The sequence below is a fragment of the Nitrospirota bacterium genome, assembly GCA_016194305.1.
GTDB lineage: Bacteria > Nitrospirota > Nitrospiria > JACQBW01 > JACQBW01 > JACQBW01.
Genome location: JACQBW010000010.1, coordinates 1 through 22,370 on the forward strand (window position 1 = coordinate 1; position 22,370 = coordinate 22,370).

Below are 22,370 nucleotides of genomic sequence, written 5' to 3' on the forward strand. Positions count from 1 at the left end.
AAGGGCCCGGAAATACGAAACCCTGGCCGAAGACGAAATCTGTCGGTATGTGACGGTGTCGGCCAGGTTGAATTCAACGGAAGGAAACCCGGTTCCGCCATAGTAATGTACGTGATAATAAAGGAGTGCTGCAGGCGTAATCGTGCCAACAGGAAGCGGAATGTTATGAGAAATTCCAAAACTGCTATACCAGCCATTTCCTGATCTGAAATCGTCATGAAGGCTAAATATTGGATTCAAAGCAATGTCATAACTCCCCTGAATCCACACTTCTTCAGTGTCGGGCCATCCCCGGTTCGGATAGGTAAAGTAACTGTACCCCAATAACAAGCCTGCGGGACCCCATTTATCACCGTACTGTACAGTCAGGTCATACTCGTTGGTCGCGTTAAATGTTTCAAAGTCATAATTGAGCCAGACAATTGCGCTCAGATTTCTCAGTGAAAGGATCATTTCTCAGTGAAAGGATCATTTCCGGCTGAAGAACGGGCTTCTGATCGCTGTAATCAAACCCATGCCAGATATATCGGGTAAAATAGGTGGCATCCGCAGACACTCCGAATAAGGGTTTGGATGGACCGGGAACCGAATGAGTGTTTTTGTATTCAGATTCGGACATCACATCGGCAGCATAGGATGAATTTATATGGGCAAGACCGGCAAAGTTGACAAGGAATAGGGTCATAAACGCAAAACGAATCAATACCATCAATATCTGATAACTCAAGATCATCTTTTCTCTCCTGACTTTACCGGTTCTAATAAACGTTACCAGACATTTTACCTCTGTCAAGTCAGAGCCGCCTTAAACTGCCTCGGATTTCAATGTTCGGTATCCAATTGTCAAATTGCCTGTTCATTGACAGAAATGATTTCTTTGTTAAGCTTAAGTATTGGAAAAACTTCATATTATTGACCTCGTAAAAACAGGCATGATTCCATTTCGATGAGACTTCAATCTAAAGTTCTTGTCTTTTCTGTATTCATCTTTCTCGTTCTCGGACTATCGATTCTGGTCTTGACGAAGAGAGTGGTGCATACCATTCTCTTGAATGAGGTCGGGAAAAGAGGCCTTCTCAAGACAGAGGACCTTCCGTTGTCTACCGCCATGGGGTTTCAAACCGGGGAGGAACATGCGCTTATTCCAGTTTTACAGAAAGGTCTAGAACGAGCCGGAGCGATTTACGCGATTGCCCGAAATTTTGACGGCCGTTTGCTCGCACAGAGCACAACTTTTAGCGAGAAAAATAAAATTCGAGAATCAATCTTCCACCAGGTCGCCGATTTTAGTCAGCCTGGTATCAAACAGTTTAAAGTGGATGAAGTTGAAATTCTGGATGTTTCTCTTCCAGTCTGGGCGATTCGTCATTCCAATTCAGAAGAGGAGTTTCTACTGATCGGAGGAAAGGCCCGGACGGAACAGAAACTTTTGGGCACCTTTCATGTCGGAATTCTTCTTACGGAACTTCTGGCGACTGAAAAGGAAATTTTGAACGAAGTGCTCTGGATCATTCTTCTCACAGGCGGTGTGGCATTCGCAGTGAGCCTTTTTTCAATCCGGAAAATTCTCAAACGAATTCGAAGCCTTGTTGAAGGAACTGAGCGCGTGAGCCGGGGTGAATATACCAACACGATTCCTGACCATTCCTCCACAGATGAATTAGGGGAACTGGCGGTGAGTTTCAATAAAATGACGGTGCGTCTGGCTCGCCGCGATGAAATGATTTTAAGTTCCGCCGGAGAAGGGATACTCGGTCTTGATTTGGAGGGCCGCGCAACCTTTGTCAACCCTGCGGCCGCCCGAATGCTGGGATACAGCGTGGATGAGCTGATAGGCTGCTCCATGCACGAACTTTTGCACCACCCCGGAGGGGACGGATTGGCAGAAGACGATGACCACTGTGCCATTTACGCAACGGTTGCGGAGGGGAGGCCTCAGCATGTCACCGAGGAAGTGTTGTGGCGAAAGGATGGTTCCAGTTTTCCTGTGGAATATGTTAGCACGCCGCTTCGGGAAAATGAAAGGGTGGGAGGATCGGTGGTCGTCATTAAAGATATTACAGAGCGAAAAGCGCATGCGGCGCTGCTGGAATACCGGGCCAACCACGATACTTTGACGAATCTGCCCAACCGGACTTACCTGTCAAATCATCTCTCTGAGATTGTAGGACGTGCATTTTGGCAGAAAAGGGTGGTCGCAGTTCTATTCCTGGACCTGGATAACTTCAAGAAGGTAAACGACACGCTGGGCCATGATTTCGGAGATCTGCTGCTCAAAGAGGTTGGTGAGCGGCTCACCGGTTGCCTTCGCGACGGAGACATTGTCTCACGATTGGGCGGGGATGAATTCGTATTGGTTCTGGCGGATGTCGCCAAGATATCGGATATTACGATCATTGCGCAAAAAATTCTGGGTGCCCTTTCGGAATCTTTTGAAATCGAGAGAACTGAACTTTATGTGACAGCCAGCATCGGCATCAGCGCCTTCCCGACCGACGGGGAAAACGCGGAGACACTTCTGAAAAATGCCGATACGGCGATGTATCGGGCTAAAGAGCTGGGGAAGAACCAATTTGAACTATTTTCGGCGGCGATGAGCGGCCGCTTCCATGAAAGATTGGCACTTGAAACTGATTTGCATCGTGCACTCGAGAGGGGAGATATCTTCTTGAATTATCAGCCTCAAGTTGATTTGACGTCCGGCCAGATTGTCGCAACGGAAGCGCTCGTACGCTGGAAAAGAAACGGAGTTCAATTGACCAGTCCGATCGATTTTATTCCCGTGGCAGAAGAGACCGGGTTAATAGTTCCCATTGGAGAGTGGGTTCTCAAGACCGCAGTAACCCAAAACAAGAGTTGGCAGAATTTGGGAATTTCGCCAATCCGGGTCGCCATCAATTTATCGGCCAGACAGTTTCAACAGAGAAATTTGCTGAAAATGATTCGCAAGGTCATTCACGAGACCGGATTGAATCCCAATTTTCTGGAACTGGAGCTGACCGAAAGCGTCTTGATGCAAAATGAAAAAGAGACTATTGACCTTCTGTTTGATCTCCATAAAACCGGAGTTAGACTATCGATTGACGATTTCGGTACTGGCTATTCGTCTCTGAGCTATTTGCAGAGATTTCCGATCAATTCATTGAAAATTGACAAATCTTTCATAAAAGATATTCCAAACAATCAGGGAAATTGCGCAATCGTGAGGTCGATTATTACACTCGGCCACAGTCTCCAGCTTAAAGTGATCGCCGAGGGCGTCGAAACCGGAGAGCAACTTGCTTTTCTAAAAGGAAATCAATGCGACGAAATCCAGGGCTATCTTTTTAGCCGGCCCTTGCCGGCTGAAGAGGTAACAAAGCTATTAAAAGAAAAGAAACATTTAGCCTAAAAGATTACGCGGATCAGGGTCAAATTCCAGTTCCGAATCCCCTGAAAACTGAACGATTGGTTTCCATATAAATACGAACCGAATCTTTCAAATCATAGGCGTCCTGCACAATTTCATCCTTGAGTACGGAAGCGGGCTCTCCCTCAGCTATCAGCTTGCCATTTTTCACCAGAAGGAGCCGTTTTAGCAAAGCACCCATTCCGATATCGTGAAGAGACATGATTACCGAAACTTTGTTTTCACGGGTAATATCCTTAAGGAGGCAGTACAGATTGAACTGATACTTGATGTCAAGGCTCGCCAAAGGTTCATCTAACAGCAACACTCCGGCACCCTGAACCAGAGTCATGGCGATATACGCCCTTCTTCGCTCGCCGCTACTCAACTCCGCCAGAAACGTTCTTGCCTTGTCATGCAGACCAACGATATGAAGCGCTTCTTCCACAGTGAATGCGACGGACCCCTCTTGCGGGTACTCGCCCATCTTGACGAGTTCTCTCACACGAAACGGAGCCTGCAAATCCAATATTTGCGGAAGATAGGCCACACGTTTCGCCCGTTCTTTGGCACGGTATCCGTTTATCGCTTTTTTCCCAATCATGACATTCCCTTTTTGAGGAGAGAGTAGCCCGGCCGCCAATTTGAGAATGGTGGATTTTCCAGCCCCATTTGGCCCCATGAGACCAACCAGCTCGCCTTCACCAACAGAAAATGACATCTTTTCGACAAAAGTGTCCGGGCTGTAAGAAAAAGATACATTTGCAAACTCCAGTGTGGAATTGGTTTTAAGTTCCTGGTTCATCAGTCCGAAATTTTTCCTTTTCCTAATAGAAAAATGAAATAGGGAGAGCCGATAAGCGCTACGATTACCCCGGCTGGAAGTTCCAATGGCGCTGCGACCGTTCTGGCGATGGCGTCGGCAAGGCAGAGCATGGTCCCACCGGCAACAACCGATAGAGGAAGAACAACGGATGCGTCTGAGCCGACATGTCGGCGGACGATATGGGGAACGACAAGCCCGACAAATCCCACGACGCCTCCCACCGAAACAGCGGCTGCGGTCATGAGTGAAGCGGCAACAAAAAGAAAGAGCCGTTCCCGGGTCGGATCAAAACCAAGGCTGTAAGCAATTTCGTCTCCCAGAGTCAAAGCATTCAGTCCATGGCGTCTTGATAATCCAAGGCCGAAACCGATTAAAACGAAGAAAAGTCCGGCGGGAAATAAATCCCAATCAACCATAGAAAGATCTCCGGACATCCAGAGTATTGCCCTTTTTAAACCATCATCCCCGGAAGTCGTCATGACCAGCATGAGTACAGCGGAGAGAAAGAATCCTATCCCCACACCTGCCAGAAGAAGCCGTTCAGGTTGTAATCCCTTCCATCCGCGGCCCAATATGACGACCACGGCACCGGTTACAATTGCACCGATAAACGCCAGTATAGGAACGCTTAGCGAAAAGAGAGCAAGGCCGAACATAAGCCCGAAAGATGCAAATAGGGACGCGCCGCTTGAAATACCCAGAATGTAAGGATCAACCAGTGGATTGCGAAAGATTCCCTGAAGGATGGCGCCCGATGCTCCGAGAGCGCCTCCCATCAGAAGTGCAATAGCGGTTCGCGGGAGTCTGATCGCAAGAAGCATTTGACTTGTTTCACGATCCATTCTGAAAGGGTTCAATAATCGGGGCCCGCTGGCAATTGAGGCGATAATAATCACCAATGATGCAATAAACAACACAACGGCTAAGAGGAAAGTCGAACCCTTAGCCCGTGTCATGGCATCTTCCCGCAGCGAATAAGTTCCTTCATGCCTTCCGGTATTCTCGGACCCGGGCGATACAATGCGTCACCCATGAAACAGATCCGTCCCTTTTTCACCGCCTTGAGCCCGTTCACGCTCGCGAGAAATCCCTTGGAGGCCGTTTTCATATCGTCGCTCATTTTTCCGATCAGAATCAAATCCGGCTGGCGTTCGATGACCGTCTCCACCGAGAACCGGGGATAGGCGACCCCTGCGTCGGACGCGATATTGCTTAATCCAGCAATTTTCATTGCGTCATCCACGATTGTTCCCGGTCCGGCAACGATGAGTGGACTGGTCCAGAGGACAAAGAGTGTTTTCCTTCCCCCTCCCAAAACGGCCTCCGATGCATTATTTCCATCTGGCAAGAGGGCGATGTCATGAAGGGCAGTCTCGATATTTCCTGCCAGATGCTCAGAAGCCGGTCCGGCACCCAGGGCTTGGCCCATCTCCCGTATCCCGTCCGGAATTTCTGCCAAACGTCTTGACTTAAAGATGTATGTTTTAATCCCCAGCCTGGCAAGCCGATCGGAGATCACCTTCGGATTTCCGTCATTGGTCATAACCACCATATCCGGTTTTAAGCTTACGATCGCCTCGAGAGACGGGTTAGCCATACCGCCAATCTTCGGCTTGCGACGCGCCTCTTTCGGACGGTCACAATCATTGGTTACACCGGCGATTCGGTCACCCAGCCCTATCGAGAAAAGGGTCTCGGTCAGCGCCGGGGCAAGCGAGACAATCCGTTGTGGTGGAGGTGGCGGACTGGAAAGGGCCGCTTCGTTCCATCCAGCAAGGAGCAGCAGAGAGAGAATAACTCTTTTCATATCGGCCATTTTATGCTTCTCCTAAAATGACGCTTTCACACCACCGTAAACAGAAATTCCGGGAGTTCCGAAGGCGGCGATTTCCTCATAAGACTTGTTGAAGAGATTGTCTATTCTTGCAAATAGTGAAAGATTTTTTGCCAGCAGATACGATCCCCTCAGATTGACTAAGGAATAGGCGGAGAGGTCCCGGTTCAGGGACGAATCATTTCTCCCGGAGACATACAGATATTCACCCACAGCTGTAAAATTGGCCATGATGTATTCAATAGAAGAAGTCACTTTGTTCCTTGGGCGAAGGGTCAGAAAGGCATCCGTGTCCTTGTTGACGGCGACAAGGTAGGTGTAAGCGCCATTCAGCTTCAGGTTATTGACAGGCTGTACGGTCGCATTGACTTCTATCCCTTCTGTCTGGGCAGTTCCGATATTTTCGATGAGGAATGCACTGGAGCTGTACTGAATAAGGTCATTGTAGTGTTGCCAGAAATAGGAGGCGCCGATCATAAGCTTCTTTTCAAACAGATCTTTTTCTACACCGGCGTCAAAACCGGTGCTTTTTTCCGGTTTCAGGTCAGGATTGCCGATATAGGGATCATAAAGCTCGCTCAAGGCCGGCGCCCGGAACCCGGAGCCTAAATTTGCCTTGAATCGCATCTCGATCTGTTTAAGATCATAGAGCGCGCCGATTCGGTAGGTATCGGCTACGCCGAAAATGGAATGTTCGTCATGGCGACCTCCGGCATTGATAATCAGAGTGTCATCGATCAGGCCAAGTTTGCCATTCAGATACGCTGCCTTATTATAAATCGACTGATCGAAGGACCCGTCACTTACACTTGCCTCAACGCGGTAGACGAATCCGCCTGTGAGGGTAAGAGGATGCAGATGAAGCGTATGCTGCCAGTCAAAAAGTTCAGTTTTTGACTTGATCCGGTAGCTATTGTAGGAAGCGACCGGATCCGTGGCATCGAGGTCATCCCAAAGCGTGGAGAGTGTCAACCTCTGTTCGTATTTTTCCCAGAGAAAAACTCTTCCGGTGATTGCCGCAAGCCAGGTTTCATGATTCTGGACAAAGTTCAGGGTATCCACCGGCTCGAATTGACTGTTATAGTTGTCGATATTTACTTTATCCTTCCCGTATCTGAAGTTGAGTTCGACTGACGAGCTGTCTGACGGGTTGACGCCAAGGCGTGCAGACGCAGACGTATTGGTATCACCGTTTGCCACCGAGCCGTTTTTGGCAACGGGGATTCCGTCTGTCTTAAAGTAAGTTGTCGTCAAGCGGTAATTTGTTTTCTCCGTTCCCCCGGAAACAGATCCTGCAGCTTTATAAGTGGAAAAAGAGCCTCCTTCAAGGCTCAAATCGCCCTTTAGCGGGCCTGCTCCTTTTTTGGTAATGATATTGACCACACCGGCCATCGCTTCGGAACCATAGAGCGTGCTTTGAGGACCTTTAATGATCTCGATTCGTTCAACATCGGAAGTCAGCAAACTGGAAAGATCTGTCGTGCCGACGGAAGGACTGTTTAATTTGATGCCGTCAACCAGCACCAAAACCTGACTACTTGCGCCGCCACGCAAGAGGAGCGTTGCGACGGTACCAGGCCCTCCGTTTTGAACCACCTGTAAATCGGGCTGAAGTCTCAGGAGATCCACAACGAAAGGAACCCCTTTTTTCTCGATGTCGGAGTGAGTGATGACGGTTACGTCCTGAGGGGTACGCTCAAGAGATTCTTCCAGGCGGGAAGCGGTGACCACGACTTCCGGAAGATCCACATCAGATTGTTCGGCAAAAGCCGGGGATGACAGCAGCAGTGCAAGAAACAGCTTTATAATAATCTTCTTCATGACATTCCTCCCTCGAAGTTGAGAACGGAGCGGTCTTCCGGCTCAGGGCCACCTATTTGCCCACCTTCCCAGGATTTCTCCCAGTGGTTTTTCACCTTGCGGTGACGGGCTTTCGTTCCCTTTACGGCTGCGGGGCAGCGGGGGATTTTCACCCCTCTTCCTCACTTCCATTCGGTTTATTAAATGCGTGCGATGATAGTCTTATTTTTTCATTCCTGAATCCGTATAGATCCTCCTTTTTTTGATGTGACGTCTGATTGATTCATATCGTGTTCCATATTCTTGTCATTTTATTGCTTCAGATTAAAATTTATCGGAATCTCTACCCAGGCGGAAACGGGTTCCGATCCTTTCCGTGCGGGAATAAAGGACCAATTCCGGACCGCGTTTAAGGCCGCATCGTTTAAAAGGGAAGAGCCTGAAGAAACTTTCAGTTCGATCTGTTCAGGCATTCCCAACGGATTGATCAGAGCGCGCAGGCGAACGGTTCCCTCGATATTCATTCTTCGGGCAACAGGAGGGTAAGACGGGGGTCTATTATTCAAATAGACTGCATGATATTCCGGCAAAACAATTTCTGTTTCTGCAGGAGCCGAAGCGATCGAGGTTTTTTCAAACGAAACACCTTCTTGTAAAGCTTCTTCCTGGCGGGGAACGATTGTAACCGGGAATTCATCGATTTTCTGTTGGATTTCTGAAACAGGGGTTAATGTAGGGTGAACATCGGACTGGACTGGTTTAATTTCTGTGTCAGTGGATCGAGTTCTTTTCAATTGCCGCGCAGGTGGCGGAAACGGAGGAGAAAGGGATACCCAAGTCACTTCGAGGGGCCGGATTGTTTGAGGAGTGTTTTTATGGTTGGCACCCAAGATAAGAAACAGTGCCACAGTCCCATGAAGGGTCAATGTTGCGATCGTCGCAACCCATAATTCGCGTGAACGGGGTCTCTTTTTCTCTGACTCACTGACTTCAGTCTGTTCAGCAACAGGAATTTCTGATTGGGTTAATCCAGATCGAAAAAAATTGAACGCCTCATTCATTGGCATAAAAAACCCCCCACAGTTCCTTAACCGTGAGGGTTGCACCCTGCTTCTTCACCCTACCACAAAATTGGAGACTTGACCTGCTCATTCTCGGAGCGGTAAATGTCCTATCTTCAGGCAGGTCTTCTGACTTTCGGATCGTCCTACTTCCCCGCCTTCCCATCCGACTTTCGAACAGTGGCAAAATCGGCCTTTCGGCCTCAGGGGGTTCGTACCCGGTTACAGCGGCGGGACCGTCCCGGATTTTCACCGGATTCCCTTTTCAATTCCAAAAATGGAATACCTGAAAGATAGCTCACTCTAATTTAACTGAGTTCCGGTGTCAACAACATTTCATTTTAATCTGAAGAAGAGTCACACTATTTTCTATTTTGGAAAAGGGCAAAAGAGGATTAGCCGCCGGTTTGAAATACCTTGAAAGCAGCCGTTTTTAATACAGTAGAGAGAAAATTCCGGTAAGGGCGCTTTCCGCCCAAGACGTCGACATACATCTGGATGACGCCGGGATGTTTAAGGGTTAGATCAAAAAATGTTTTTGGAAATCGATAGACCAGCGAGGCAAGTCTCGAAGCTCCTCTGAATTCAGGGTAGAACTCTCTCTCGATCTCGTCCTGATATTCGCAGGTGGGTGCTCCTGAATCGATAAAACGCTTTGAAAACTTTCCGGCAATCTGACCGCTCCTCATGGCGAAATATATTCCTTCTCCCAGAAAGGGATCGACGAGATGCCCCGCGTCACCCGCCAGGAGAAGACGTTTGGAAGCCAGTTTTATTTTCCGGCCGGTAAAGATGGGAATCGGGAATCCGCTCTCTTTCATTGGGGAAGGGAGATCTGTAAAGAGGGATTTAATATAATTCCGATACGGACGCTTTACCGGAACCCGGCCTCTCATACCGGCAACTCCGATTGAAAGCAAACCTTTTTTTGGAAAGATCCAGCCATATCCCGACGGGGCATGACCGACTTCAATGGAAATCGCCGATTGATCTGTATCAGAGAGAGATTTAAATTCCCCTTCTAATCCAGGGGCGGATTTTAAATTCAGCCGGGAATTTAAGAGGCGGTTGGTGATTCCCAGCGCGCCGTCCGACCCGATCGCGAGTCTTCCCTCGTAGGAACCGCAATGGGAATGAACCACAATCGTTTCTTTTCGCTCTTCGATTTGAAGTGCGGATTCTCCTGTTTGCAACCGAACCCCTGCTCGAACCGCCCGCTGAACGAGCCAATGATCAAACGTTTCTCTCATGACCATGAAGGCAATCGGCATTTGAAACTGAAAATCTCTCTTTTTTGAAAGATAACTCAGCCGGAGTGTGGACACGCTCTGTTCCAGAAATGACTCATAACCGACTGGCAGGAGCTTCTCAATTTTCGGGGAGAGCCCTCCTCCGCAAGTCTTATATCGGGGGAAATGGTCTTTGTCCAGGCCCAGGACGTTCATTCCCCGGGAGGCTGCTTCGAATGCCGCAGTAGATCCGGCGGGTCCCATGCCGATCACGATCAGATCATACATCATATGAAAGCGGGTTAATTTGTTTAGTTGTTGAATTGTTGAATTGGAAACAATCTTTTGTTTTCTGCCTGGACAATTTTACCGGGAGATTACTTTCCCGGATTCCAGCCGATATGATATCGCGTTAAGAGCGACGTTAACAGGGTGAAGGAATTTGAAGTGATGAGCACTCCCAGGAAGATCATAAAGATTCCGCTGATGATATTGATGTATTTCATATAGGGGACAAGTTTCTTGTAGGTCGCCAGAATCGAATTAAAACCGAAAGAGAGAATAAATAAAGGAATTCCGATCCCCAAGGAGTACGCCGAAAGCAAAAAGACGCCGTTCCATACAGAATCTGAGGTACTCGCATAGAGCAAGATCGTTCCCAGTATGGGTCCCACACAGGGGGTCCAGCCGGAGGCAAATGCGACTCCAACGATAAATGAGCCGGCAAGGCCCGCGGGCTTGTCTTGAAGGTGGATTCTTCTGTCGGACATCAAAAATGCAAGTTTAAGGATTCCCATGATATAGAAACCAAAGAAAATAACAATGATGCCGCTGATTTTTCGAATGATACCCTGGTAGGTGTGGAGAAATTGCCCAAGCGTGGTCGCTGTGGCCCCAAAAAGGATAAATACGAAAGAAAATCCTCCGATAAACATCAGGGAGTTCTTGATGATCATCCATTTGATGATTTCAGGCGATTCGGATTCGTCCGTCAGATCGTCAAATGAGAGGCCGGTGATATAACAGAGATAGGACGGGACAACAGGCAGGACGCAGGGAGAAATGAAAGAAAATAAGCCGGCGGTAAAAGCCATGAAATAAGAGACAGTCGAAGTCATCAGCTCGGGGATCGAATAAGCTGAGCCAAAAGATTCTTTTGTTTAGGATCGGCCCAGTCAATCGCTCCAAAAAAACGGTTGGTAATCATGCCGCTTCGATCGACCACAATACTGGTGGGAATCGAGGTGACACCATATAAATCGTTTATTTTAAGAGTTTCGTCAATGAGAACGGGAAACGTAAACGCGTACTCGTGGACAAAAGGTTTAACACTCGACAAGCCATCTTCGTCGGTCGATACCGCCAGAATTTCAAAATCCCTTCGATCGAAATTCCGATAAATCTCTTCCATCGAAGGCATTTCCGATCTACAGGGTCCGCACCAGGTTGCCCAAAAGTTGATCAGGACTATTTTCCCTCGAAGCGAGGCCAGCGTGACCGGCTCGCCTTTCACATTCTGAAGCAGGAAATCGGGCGCAATAAATCCCACTTTTGCCATCTGGGGAGGCTTGATTTCCGCCTGGGCTTTTGGCGCAGCTGGAGGTTGGGAACTGGACGCTGAACATCCCTGAAACAGCAGGATGATATAAAATAACGCAACCATTGTAGAGTGTCTGGCCATTAGTTTAATCCGCCATGAATAAACCGGCCGCTCGAGGAGATCACCTCGTCTTTAATGGCCTGAGAGATAAATTCATGGGCATTGATTTCGTCGGAAGCGAGGACCAATATTCTCTTCTCGTTGAAATGTCCAATACTCATGGGATAAGGAGAATTGCCAAGATCTCTGATTTGAACCTGGAGCCCTTCTTCCTGGAGAAGGTTCTTGATCTGTTCCGCTTCAAGGAGATCATAAGTTGCGTAAAGTTCAATCATTCGGTTGCCTGTCATGGCGGGTTCCTGCCGAATACCGGGGGTTAGTTGGCAGGAGTTTTCCCTGATCTTAAATTCTGCAGTGCCTGCTTTACAAATTCAGCGTCTTTTGAACCGGGAGGAAGATACTGGTAGGCCTCGGTCCAGACCTGGTCCGTTTCCATGTTTTTGCCAAGATTCAAAAGCGCGATACCCTTTGTCCAGAGAACGACGGGCTCCCTCGGCACGATCATCAAGGCAATATTCAGATGTTCAAGCGCCTCCTGATAGACAGCTGAATCGCCAGGCTTGGCACTCTTAAGCAGGACGTCTGCATAATTAAATTGTGCCACTTCATTTCGTCTGTCCAATTCCACCGCCTTCTTCCAGGCGTTTTTCGCATCATCCCACCGTTGCAGGGTCGCATAAGATCGACCCGCCATCATTTGCCCCTGAAGATCGTTCGGATTTTCTTTCAATTTCTTTTCGAGCCGGGCCACCATCTCAATGGGATTGACCGGGGGGACCATTTCGCCCGCTTCCCGCGTTCCTTCTTCATTCGACGCCTGTTGGGACCTCTGAATTTTACCATAGACCAGGGAACGGATTTCTGCCGTGCCGGCCACAAATAGAATTCCAATCAGGAATGAGAGAATCAGGCGATGCTCCACTTTCATCATTGCCGAAGAAGGTGCAGTACTCCCGATATCGGTCATCGCCACCTCTTTTATCTTCTTCCTTTCCAGCACTTCTAAAACAGTCAGAAGCTGGTGTTCAATAGAGGTTTTCAACCGGCGAAAATCTTCCGGAGAGTATTTTCCCTGAGCATGGTCCAGGTCAAGATCGGACAGAGTGGCAAGCAGAGTCTGTTTTTCTATTTTTAAATTCGTCTCGTCTTCTTCTTCGGACGCATGATTCCGGGTGACGGATTTTCGATCCTTTTTGATCCAGAATGGCATGATGAGGGCAATGACGACCGGTATGAGAAACAGGCCAGCGTAGATTAGAAACATGGATGAATCACCTTAAACAATTGAGTTCATTAATTTTTGAAAGTACGGATAGCCAGATCAATTTTCTTCTGATCCTCTTCGGTGAGGTCGGACATTTTTTCTAAGGGAACGGCTAAAGTATCACGTGTCCACGATCTGATACTGACCAAGAGAATGATCGCTCCGATGAAGAGCAGAATAAAAGGTCCTCCCCAAAGCAGCCAATTCAGACCAATGGGTCTTGGTTTTAACAAAATAAAATCGCCATAGCGGCTGACAAAGTAGGCTCTGATCTGATTGGGAGACTCTCCCTGCTGGAGCCGTTCCCGGATGATCTCGCGCATCTGAAGCGCAAGTTCCGCGTTGGATTCCCAAACTGACTCGGACTGACAGACAGCACACCGAAGCGTTTTAGCCACCTCTTTGGTCTGAGCCTGCAGGTCATCTTCGGACAGCATCGTATTTCCTGTGCCGACCCAGGCAACCAAGAAGAAGGACGCGAGGAAAACGACTGTCAGAGGTCTCATTCTGTCCGGATTCATTGCGTCAGGATTTCTCTTTTAATAAGGGTTCGATCACTTCCCGGGTGAATTTAATATAAGTTTCTCCGACAAGAGGTCCAATCTCCTTATGTCGGATGATTCCGCTTTGATCGATCACAAATGTTTCAGGTACCCCATAAACACCGTAATCGATGGAGATTCTTCCCTGGGTATCGATAATGTGTTGAAAATTGTTTCCATATTGCTGGAGATAATCTTTGGCCAGATCTTCCTTGTCCTGATAATCCACTCCCAAAAGAACAAATTGAGCGTTTTGTCCATATTGTCGATTCAGACTCTGAAGCGACTCATGTTCCAGTTTACATTCCTGACACCAGGAAGACCAAAAATTCAAAACCACCACTTTCCCCCTGAACTGGTCAAGCGTCACCCGCTCCTTCTTATAAAGATCCGGAGCTTCGAACCGGGGTGCGGGGGTGCCAACGAGGACCGGCGGAATAAATGACGGGTTCCCATAGAGCCCCTTATAAAAGAGAATCAGCAGTCCCAGAATTACGGAAAGGAGTACGATATGCCAAACGCGAAGCCCCCCAGAATTTTCGTTCATGGCTCGGGTGAAACCCTCTTCGAAGACAGCTGGGGCAGTGGCGAGATCGGTTCAGCCGCCGAAGGGGAGGAAGACGAATGGAAAGAATAAACCTCCTTTCGGCGCGGCCGAAATATATTCAAGAGTCCTCCTAAAACCATGATCCCGCCCCCGTACCAGACCCACAGGACCAGGGGATTATAAAGGGCGCGCACTCTGGCCCACGATCCGTCTGGAGCCACTTCCGGTATTGTTAAAAAGACATGACCCATGTAAATCTGATGGAGCGCAGTCTCGGTTGTTGGGGTCTGCGTCACGGTATAGATCCTTTTTTGGGGGCGCATTTCTGAAATCAAAATGTTGTTTTCGTAGAGATTAAATGCACCCTCCTGGGCAACCCAGTTTGGTCCGACCGCTTCATAGAGACGAATCAATTCGATTCTAAACGCGTTGAGTGTCACCGACTCGCCGGGTTTTAAGACAACGACTTTTTCGGTCTGGTAAATCGTCGAGAAGATGATCCCGACAACCATCACCAATACGCCGATATGGGTCAGGATTCCGGCATAGCGCCTTGGGTTTTGGCGAAACGCCGCATAAAAGCCCTGAAATGGGTTTATCTTCCTCTGTCTGGCCCAGAAACGGGATACTTTTGAGAAATCAAGGAGGATTGAAGTCAATGCAAAGATGACGACGGTCAAACCCGAAAGGGCGTAAAGGTCATGTATTCCTCCAATATAAGAGAGGACGAGTCCCGATCCGGCGATTAACAAAGGAATTACGAAGTGGGATCTTAAATTGTCCCGGGTCACTTTTCGCCAGGAGATATACGGCCCGACCCCCATCAAAAAAATCAAACCGAGTGCGACCGGCATAAAGACCGCATTATAGTAAGGGGGACCCACAGAGACTTTTTTTAGCTTGAGCGCTTCCGTGAGGAGCGGATAAAGAGTTCCGATAAAAACCGTAATCATCGCGACCAGAAAAAAGAGATTGTTAAAGAGAAATACCGATTCGCGAGAGACCATGGAATCCATGAGAACCAGGCTTTTAAGTTTTGCCGAACGGAATATCAGAGTTCCAAAGGACAACAGGAGCATGGAAGAAAGAAATCCGAGAATAAAAACACCTCGGCCGGGATCTGCCGCGAAGGAGTGCACGGATGAAAGAACCCCGCTTCTGACCAGGAAGGTGCCGATCAACGAAAGAGAAAATGCCAGAATAATCAAGAAAAGGTTCCAGACCTTAAACATTTTCCGCGTTTCCTGAACCATGACAGAATGGAGAAAAGCGGTTGCAATGAGCCAGGGCATGAAGGCGGCATTTTCGACCGGATCCCAGCCCCAGTAACCTCCCCATCCCAGTTCATAATAGGCCCAATATCCTCCCATCAGGATTCCGGTTGTCAAGGCCATCCAGGCCAGGAGTGTCCAACGTTGTGTGACCTTAATCCATTCCTCTCCCAGGCGTCCTGAAAATAGAGCCGCCATGGCGAAACAGAACGGGATTGAAAGTCCCACATATCCCAGATAGAGCATTGGAGGGTGCCCGACCATTGCGGGATCCTGAAGCAGGGGATTCAAATCCCGGCCATCAGACGGTGCGGGAAATATCCTTTCAAATGGATTGGAGAGGAAAAGAATGAGCAGAAGAAACCCGCTGAGAATGAGCGATTCCATCGCGATTAAATAGGGAATCACAACCGGTTGGGTTTTCCAATGAATCCAGACGGCTGCCATGCAGTAAAAGGATAAGATCCAGGACCAGAGGAGCAATGAACCTTCATGTCCTCCCCAGAGTCCGGCTACCTTATAAAAGAACGGAAGTTTGCTGTTGGATGTGGCCCAGACATATTTTACGGAATAATCCTGTGTAATATAGGAATAAATCATTGCTGCCATTCCAATGGATAACAGGACAAAATTGACCGTAACCGCCTGGCGTCCGATTTCAATCCAGACCCCCTTTTCTTTTCTTATTCCGACGAGAGGGGCAATGATTCCGAGAATCGCCAGGACAAGCGCGGCGATGACAGCCAGATGACCTATTTCAATTATCATTGATCCGTTTCCTCAATTAAGACTTTTCTCACTTGTTTACCAGACTGGCAGGAGAACGTGCTAATTCATCTTCAAGGTCTTGTAAAAATCCTTCTTGGGGAGGACTGCTCCCCCTTTTTTCATTTCCGGAGGCATATAATCTTCAGAGTGTTTGGCCATAATCATCTGGGAATGGAGTCTTTTATCTCCATCCCAGAACCCCTCGACGACAGCCCCTTGTCCTTCTTTAAAAAGATCCGGCGGGATTCCTTCGAACGTGACCGGAATGACCGCCGCGCCGTCGGTCAGGTTAAAGGTAATGTTTTTGGTCAGGGGGTCGATCTTGACGCTCTGTTTAACCACCAGGCCGGCGACCCGGACTTTTTTATGGTAACGGTCCTGGGTAAATGCCGCCACTTCAGACGGGGTAAAAAAGTAGACCAGGTTCTTGCCAAAATTACCAAAGATCAGGTAGGCGAGCGCGGAGGCAATCACCAGAATGCTGAGGATAATTCCTGTTTTCTTATTCCATTTCATCCGGATTCTTCCGATTGATAAACCTTTTCTTCTTTGATTCTATCGTACAACAGGACGACTTTTCGTTCCATCTTAAAAAGAAAAAATAAGAGAGGTATTAATCCGACGAAATAGGCCGCCGTAATAAAACCATAGTTTGGCGTGAGCGCCATTTTTCGGGACTCAAACCGGTGAGTCGACGAATCCCAGGTTCCAACCAGGACCACAACTTTAAATTCCCTTAAATTGTCCAGATCGTCCCCGGTATAAAGGACCGGTATTTTGCGTTGCGATCCGGAAAGTTCAAAAATGGCCTGCTGCCGGCCTGATTCGAATTGCAGGCTTCCGGGTTCAATTCGACCCTGGACCCGGACCGGGATCGAGGCGGACTTCTGCTCTAACTCATCCGGAGATATGACGGCCACCTCTTTCAGGTAACGATTTCCGGCGATGAGGCTGAACACAATACATAGCAGAAAAATGATGCTCCAGCGAAGATAGAATTTTTTCACGAAATACTGTCCATTACAACTGGATCTCGCTCAGAAGGCGGCCCTGTTTCGCTTCAAGCAGATATTCAAGATAGAGCATCTGTGTCCGAACCATCAACATATACGCAAACAGGAGATAGAGGCCGATTGACATGCAAATTAAAGGGATCAGAATAGGGGTGGCAATGCTGACACCACGACTGGAAATGGAGAGAGGCTGGTGAAGCGTACGCCACCATTCAACGGAAAAATGGACGATGGGAAGGTCGACAAACCCGATGATGGCCAGGACCGCGGAGTAGCGGGCTTCTTTTTCCTTATCATCGAGGAATGAGCGAAGCATAATATATCCGATCAAAATAAGGAGGAGGACTGCAAAGGAAACCAGTCGTGGATCCCAGGTCCACCAGGTGTTCCAGGTGGGTTTCGCCCAGATTGAGCCCGTAATCAGGGCCACCGTGGTAAAGAGGATTCCGATACCCGCCGAGGCATGACAGAGATTGTCGATCACCGGATCCCTTTTCCATAAATACCAGAGGCTTCCAAAAAAGAGCACCGTATAGGCGAGCATGGCCCCCTCTGCAAAGGGGACATGAATGTACATAATACGGACGACCTCTCCCTGGTAGTAGTCTGAAGGGGAAACGACAAGCGCCTGATAAAGTCCGACGGCCAGAAACAGGCCGGCCATCAGAGCGATCCAGTTTTGTACTTTTCTCAATCTTCCGATAAAGCGTGATGCAAGCATCTTGGAAAATCTCCTAATAATCCAGTATGAATTCAAAAACCCAAAAAGAAACGATCATAAAGATCAGATCAAATACGGCCAGCAATTCCAGCCACTGCAGGTACAAATAGAGGGGATCCCCATTAAGCGCTCCCCGCGTTGATTCAACCGCACCGATAAAAACCGGTACAGCAAGAGGAAGAAGAAGGATGGGAAACATGACCTCTCGTGCCCGTATCTGTACTGTCAGGGCTGAGAAAAGGGTTCCGAGCGCGGATAAACCCATTGTCGCAACTAAAAATATTAACAGAATAATGGGGAGTTTATCAAGTATATCTAGATTAAAGAAAAGGATGAAAAGGGGAAACAAGATGATTTCCGCCAGAAGCAGGAAGAGAATATTTCCAAATAATTTCCCGAGATAGATGGCTCCCTTTGAGACCGGTGCCATCTGGAGGTATTCCATGCAGTCATTCTGAACTTCAGGCAGAAACGATTTCCCGAGTCCGATTATTCCGGTAAACCCGAATGCCACCCAGATGATTCCAGGCATGAGTTCTTTCGTGGCCGCCTGATCCATTGAAAAGCTGAAACTGAAAATGAGAATGACGGCCAGTGCGAAAAAAAACATGGAGGAGACGTTTTCCCGGTTTCGGATTTCACTCACCAGATCTTTCCAGACGATCCATTGAATTACCTTAAAAAATTGCATGTTCCTCCAGAAGGCTCTTGACAGAAATTTCTTTCAAATTTCCGTTAATCAAGACGCCCGCCTGATGTGCCACCTCGGCTGTTTTAATTCTTTCATGCGTTGTCATGAGGATGGTCATGCCTTCACGGTTAAAATCCCGGATGCATTGATTCAAGGTCTCGACGCCCCGCTCATCGAGAGAAGAATACCCTTCGTCCAATAAGAGAACTTTGGGGCGAATGAGTATGGCTCTCGCAATGGAAAGTCTCTTCTTCATCCCCGCAGAGAGGAAGCGGCTTTTAAGCTTTGCAAACGGACCGATCCCGACCCGATCCAGCGCGGTTTTTATTTCGAGCCGGGAAGGAGAGATTCCTCTGATTTCAAGAGCAAACTGAACATTTTCCTCCGTAGTCAAATCATCATAGAGGTAGGAGCCGTGTCCGATGAGAAAGATCTGCTCCCGGACCTTCATTTTTTCGGACAGGCCCTGAAACCCCTGGATTTTGAAATTTCCCGAGGTGGGACGGATCAGGGTCGCAAGAATTCTGAGCAGAGTTGATTTTCCGGCACCATTTGGACCGAACAGGGCATAACAGCTCCCTTCCCGGATCTCAAATGAGACGCCCCGCAACACCTGATGGTGCTGGTAAGATTTGATGAGCTGATCTCCGGAAATAGACATAGGGGAATAAAGGGAGAGGCTAGAAATTAAGAATCTTTCAGGGTTTTCAGGTCAGATTCAACCATGATCCGGACCAGTTCTTTAAATGTCACTCCGTGATTCCATTTTAACTTGCTCTTTGCCTTGCCAGGATCTCCGATTAAGAGATCCACCTCGGCAGGCCTGAAGAAAAGGGGATCGGATACGACATGGTCCTCCCACTGAAGTCCCACGGTTTCAAAGGCAATCTGGACTAATTCCTTAACGGTATGGGTCTCCCCGGTTGCGATGACGTAGTCATCCGGTTCGCTCTGTTGAAGCATCAGCCACATGGCTTGAACATAATCTCCGGCAAATCCCCAGTCTCGCTTGGCGTCCAGATTTCCCATCCGGAGATTTTTTTCCAGACCCAGTTTTATTTTGGCCACGCCGCAGGAGACCTTCCGCGTTACAAATTCCAGACACCTTCGGGGGGATTCATGATTAAATAGAATTCCGGAACAGGCGAAAAGATCATAGCTTTCGCGATAATTGACGGTAATGAAGTGTCCATACGCTTTAGCAACCCCATAGGGACTCCTGGGATAAAATGGCGTCTTTTCATTTTGAGGAATATCTCTGACCTTTCCGAACATCTCGCTGCTGGAGGCCTGATAAAATCGGGCATCCGGTTTCTGTTTTCGAATGGACTCCAGAATGCGGGTCACTCCGATGGAATCCACTTCGGCGGTCAGAATCGGTTGATTCCACGATGCCGGAACGAAAGACTGGGCACCCAGATTATAGACTTCATCCGGCTGGGAAATCTTAACCGCTTCATCGAGAGAGGAAGGATCGGTTAAATCTCCCTGAATCAGCTCAATCTGTGGAAGGATATGGGCGATTCGATCCCATTTCTCGACGCTGGACCTCCGGACCATACCATAGATCTTGTATCCCTTTGTCAGTAGGAATTCAGCAAGGTAAGAGCCATCCTGGCCCGTTATCCCTGTAATCAACGCTTTTTTCATCAGACCCTCGTCAAACTCTTGTTAGGTTATTCCGCTCAATAAAAAAAATTAGAATACCATTGTTTTCCCGATATTCAAAATACTTTTGAAATTCAACTACCTTTCCCTGTTATGTGTCGTCACGGGACGGGTCATCCGGTTTATTCGATCCCCGGTTTGGGGGAGACGTGGGCCCTAAGGCGAGGGAAATGAGAATGAGAGAACCGATAAAGAGCAAAAACGCGAGGGGAATGAGATAAAATGAAAAGCTGAGGGTTATCGCGAGAAAGATTCCCAAAATTCCAAATAGAGCAGCCAGACATCCTAAACAGCCTTTCACTCCAGGCATGGGCACGTCTCATGATACTTAACGGGGCGTCAGATTTTTTTAACAGAAGGGAAGAGAGAGGAGCCGGAGGAGAAAACGTGGCTATTTTCTAATTTTTTCTTCTTGTTCCTGACGGGTCTTGCATTCAATACAAAGGGTGGTGACAGGACGGGCGAGCAATCTCTTGGTTGAAATTTCCTCGCCGCAGCTTTCACATATTCCAAAGTTCCCCGCGGAGATTCTTTCCAGCGCCTCGTCAATTTTCTTAAGCAGTTTCTGTTCTCTCTCCTTGATTCTGAGAAGAAAATTCTGATCTGCCACTGCCGTGGCCTGGTCCCCCAAATCAGAGTAATTCTCGCTTCCCGGATTCAAGCCCCCCCCTAATATCACGCCCGCTTCGGCCAAAAGAGCGCTTTTTTGTCTCTCGAGCTCTTTTTTGATTTCTTCAAACTTATTTTTCTTAGGTTTTTGTGTCATAAAATCAGCCTCGACTGTCAATTAGGTATGCCATTTTATCCACAATTCACGTGGCATGATCGTATTCGTCCGGAATGGATTCTCAATGTCAAATTACCATACAACTCATTGATTTTTAACACGAATTAGGAAAAAACACCGTGAGTTCCGAAGATGTCGAAATTTGAATTCTTCGGAATATATCAAAGTTTATAGCCAGAGTCAAATTAAAAGGAGATTCTGGAAATTCCGGTTCATTGACTCTATTGGAGGGGTAGTCTATCATTTAAAGATGGAAATGAAAATGAACAAAGAGAACCCTTTTTCAGGGAAATTGGTGACTTTTATCGTTGGAAAATCGGATCTTAATCTTGAAACGAGCCAAACCAGCGAAAGCAAATCGATTCGAAGAGCACCCAATTATCCTGATGTCATTCCGAAACAGAAGGGAATCAAAGTCTGGAACGAAAAGATCGATCAACGGGAAGCGCAATTCCTGGTCAAAGCGTATCTTCCGAATATCATCATTGTGGAAGGGACGGTTTTGGTCAACGACTTTCTTTCCCCTGTAGTTTTTGAAATGAAAAGGACACTTCTCGGGTCTTGCCGAAAGGTCTTGGCGGAATTTCGCTGCCTTCCTGATTTTGACGAAGAATACAGCGTTTACTGTGTTTCAAACTATTCGGGAGCAAGAGAAAAATTTATCGAGACCTATGGCGAAGCAATTGCCAGCCTCCTCAAAAATGAAAGAAATCCGCTGGACGAGGAAGAAATCAGGCAGACCCTTCAAAGTCAAATCAAGTATGGTGTGGACGATTTGACCATTGTCGATTGGGATGGCGCTTTTCTCATGGATATGAAGGAAGACTTTGAACCCAATATCGAATTATTTGAAATCGCGAATTACCAGCTACTCAAATCCAGAATATTGGATGACGAACTGGACAGCCGGTTAAAAATCACCGCTTCCTTTCTAAGCGGAGAAAAAAATGGATTCCTGTTCGGATCCAAGTTGTTAAAACGACTCCTGCGTGAAATCATCCAGATTCGAACCACTTCGATTCTGGAGTCTGCGTCAATTGAACAGAATATCAAGCTGATCGGAGATTGGTATTCAGCCCGACTCTATCATTTGATCTCCAAGAAATTTCATCTTGAGGATTGGGGGAAAAACATCAACGAAAAACTGGATATCCTGGAAGATGTCTACGTTATGGCTTCCGACAATTTTTCAATCTCTTTTAGAACAACTCTGGAATTCATCCTTATCGCGGGATGGTTTGTCCTTTTAATGGGATGGTTCTTTCTATTTTATCTTGACTTGAAAAAAGGAGGATAAATT

General features: G+C 47.7%; 25 protein-coding genes and 2 riboswitches. Of the genes, 2 read left to right on the plus strand and 23 right to left on the minus strand.

The features are described from left to right. Positions 1–453, minus strand: a 453-nt coding sequence (locus tag HY200_04480; protein MBI3594192.1) for a hypothetical protein, incomplete at its 3' end; no start/stop codon positions are given. Continuing rightward, positions 404–733, minus strand: coding sequence for a hypothetical protein (locus tag HY200_04485; GenBank protein ID MBI3594193.1), 330 nt, complete (start codon positions 731–733; stop codon positions 404–406). The genes HY200_04480 and HY200_04485, both read right to left, overlap by 50 nt. A 213-nt stretch (positions 734–946) precedes the next feature. Here HY200_04485 and HY200_04490 point away from each other — a divergent pair, with 213 nt between their 5' ends. Continuing rightward, positions 947–3,391 carry an EAL domain-containing protein gene (locus HY200_04490; protein ID MBI3594194.1) on the plus strand — a complete coding sequence of 815 codons (2,445 nt, stop codon included), beginning with the start codon at positions 947–949 and terminating at the stop codon, positions 3,389–3,391. A gap of 19 nt (positions 3,392–3,410) precedes the next feature. Here HY200_04490 and HY200_04495 read toward each other — a convergent pair whose 3' ends face one another. The 21 genes from HY200_04495 to HY200_04595 all read right to left on the minus strand — a co-directional run bounded on the left by HY200_04495 (position 3,411) and on the right by HY200_04595 (position 21,049). Then, the gene (locus HY200_04495) at positions 3,411–4,193 is read right to left on the minus strand and encodes an ABC transporter ATP-binding protein (GenBank protein ID MBI3594195.1); all 783 of its coding nucleotides are present in this window, start codon (positions 4,191–4,193) and stop codon (positions 3,411–3,413) included. After that, positions 4,193–5,170, minus strand: coding sequence for an iron ABC transporter permease (locus HY200_04500; protein MBI3594196.1), 978 nt, complete (start codon positions 5,168–5,170; stop codon positions 4,193–4,195). The genes HY200_04495 and HY200_04500 overlap by 1 nt, the downstream gene beginning before the upstream one ends. Continuing rightward, entirely contained in the window at positions 5,167–6,030 is an 864-nt protein-coding gene (locus tag HY200_04505) for an ABC transporter substrate-binding protein (protein ID MBI3594197.1), read from the minus strand. The genes HY200_04500 and HY200_04505 overlap by 4 nt, the downstream gene beginning before the upstream one ends. Positions 6,031–6,042: 12 nt before the next feature. Then, positions 6,043–7,869: a TonB-dependent receptor gene (locus HY200_04510; protein MBI3594198.1), complete on the minus strand. Its 1,827-nt coding sequence runs from the start codon at positions 7,867–7,869 to the stop codon at positions 6,043–6,045. Between the two features lie 7 nt (positions 7,870–7,876). Continuing rightward, positions 7,877–8,075, minus strand: a riboswitch (cobalamin riboswitch). Positions 8,076–8,159: 84 nt separating this feature from the next. Further along, the gene (locus HY200_04515) at positions 8,160–8,915 is read right to left on the minus strand and encodes an energy transducer TonB (GenBank protein MBI3594199.1); all 756 of its coding nucleotides are present in this window, start codon (positions 8,913–8,915) and stop codon (positions 8,160–8,162) included. Between the two features lie 95 nt (positions 8,916–9,010). Further along, positions 9,011–9,214, minus strand: a riboswitch (cobalamin riboswitch). Positions 9,215–9,304: 90 nt separating this feature from the next. Next, on the minus strand, positions 9,305–10,429 hold the full coding sequence (locus tag HY200_04520) for a geranylgeranyl reductase family protein (GenBank protein ID MBI3594200.1): 1,125 nt from the start codon (positions 10,427–10,429) through the stop codon (positions 9,305–9,307). Positions 10,430–10,515: 86 nt separating this feature from the next. Beyond that, positions 10,516–11,256, minus strand: coding sequence for a cytochrome c biogenesis protein CcdA (locus HY200_04525; protein MBI3594201.1), 741 nt, complete (start codon positions 11,254–11,256; stop codon positions 10,516–10,518). Next, positions 11,256–11,819, minus strand: coding sequence for a TlpA family protein disulfide reductase (locus HY200_04530; GenBank protein ID MBI3594202.1), 564 nt, complete (start codon positions 11,817–11,819; stop codon positions 11,256–11,258). Before HY200_04530 ends, HY200_04525 begins: the two co-directional genes overlap by 1 nt. Beyond that, a complete protein-coding gene (locus tag HY200_04535; GenBank protein ID MBI3594203.1) occupies positions 11,819–12,088 on the minus strand; it encodes a DUF2007 domain-containing protein in 270 nt (89 codons plus the stop codon). Before HY200_04535 ends, HY200_04530 begins: the two co-directional genes overlap by 1 nt. A 26-nt stretch (positions 12,089–12,114) precedes the next feature. Beyond that, on the minus strand, positions 12,115–13,062 hold the full coding sequence (locus HY200_04540; GenBank protein ID MBI3594204.1) for a hypothetical protein: 948 nt from the start codon (positions 13,060–13,062) through the stop codon (positions 12,115–12,117). Between the two features lie 29 nt (positions 13,063–13,091). Further along, positions 13,092–13,568, minus strand: a complete 477-nt coding sequence (locus tag HY200_04545) for a cytochrome c-type biogenesis protein CcmH (GenBank protein ID MBI3594205.1) — start codon at positions 13,566–13,568, stop codon at positions 13,092–13,094. A gap of 19 nt (positions 13,569–13,587) precedes the next feature. Further along, positions 13,588–14,151 (minus strand): redoxin domain-containing protein, encoded by a 564-nt coding sequence (locus tag HY200_04550; GenBank protein MBI3594206.1) that lies wholly within the window; start codon positions 14,149–14,151, stop codon positions 13,588–13,590. Next, positions 14,148–16,190, minus strand: coding sequence for a heme lyase CcmF/NrfE family subunit (locus HY200_04555; protein MBI3594207.1), 2,043 nt, complete (start codon positions 16,188–16,190; stop codon positions 14,148–14,150). The genes HY200_04550 and HY200_04555 overlap by 4 nt, the downstream gene beginning before the upstream one ends. A gap of 60 nt (positions 16,191–16,250) precedes the next feature. Continuing rightward, complete coding sequence (locus HY200_04560) at positions 16,251–16,706, minus strand: cytochrome c maturation protein CcmE (GenBank protein MBI3594208.1); 456 nt, start codon at positions 16,704–16,706, stop codon at positions 16,251–16,253. Continuing rightward, positions 16,703–17,197: a cytochrome c maturation protein CcmE gene (locus tag HY200_04565; GenBank protein MBI3594209.1), complete on the minus strand. Its 495-nt coding sequence runs from the start codon at positions 17,195–17,197 to the stop codon at positions 16,703–16,705. The genes HY200_04560 and HY200_04565 overlap by 4 nt, the downstream gene beginning before the upstream one ends. Positions 17,198–17,210: 13 nt before the next feature. Next, complete coding sequence (gene ccsA, locus HY200_04570) at positions 17,211–17,924, minus strand: cytochrome c biogenesis protein CcsA (GenBank protein MBI3594210.1); 714 nt, start codon at positions 17,922–17,924, stop codon at positions 17,211–17,213. 13 nt (positions 17,925–17,937) lie between these two features. Then, a complete protein-coding gene (locus HY200_04575; GenBank protein MBI3594211.1) occupies positions 17,938–18,615 on the minus strand; it encodes a heme exporter protein CcmB in 678 nt (225 codons plus the stop codon). Then, on the minus strand, positions 18,602–19,276 hold the full coding sequence (gene ccmA, locus HY200_04580; GenBank protein MBI3594212.1) for a heme ABC exporter ATP-binding protein CcmA: 675 nt from the start codon (positions 19,274–19,276) through the stop codon (positions 18,602–18,604). The genes HY200_04575 and ccmA overlap by 14 nt, the downstream gene beginning before the upstream one ends. A 26-nt stretch (positions 19,277–19,302) precedes the next feature. Continuing rightward, a complete protein-coding gene (gmd, locus tag HY200_04585) occupies positions 19,303–20,265 on the minus strand; it encodes a GDP-mannose 4,6-dehydratase (protein MBI3594213.1) in 963 nt (320 codons plus the stop codon). A gap of 109 nt (positions 20,266–20,374) precedes the next feature. Further along, positions 20,375–20,593 (minus strand): hypothetical protein, encoded by a 219-nt coding sequence (locus HY200_04590; protein MBI3594214.1) that lies wholly within the window; start codon positions 20,591–20,593, stop codon positions 20,375–20,377. 81 nt (positions 20,594–20,674) lie between these two features. Next, entirely contained in the window at positions 20,675–21,049 is a 375-nt protein-coding gene (locus HY200_04595) for a TraR/DksA C4-type zinc finger protein (protein MBI3594215.1), read from the minus strand. 283 nt (positions 21,050–21,332) lie between these two features. On the opposite strand from HY200_04595, the gene HY200_04600 reads away from it, so the two are divergent. After that, positions 21,333–22,367, plus strand: a complete 1,035-nt coding sequence (locus HY200_04600) for a hypothetical protein (protein MBI3594216.1) — start codon at positions 21,333–21,335, stop codon at positions 22,365–22,367. Positions 22,368–22,370 lie beyond the last annotated feature (3 nt).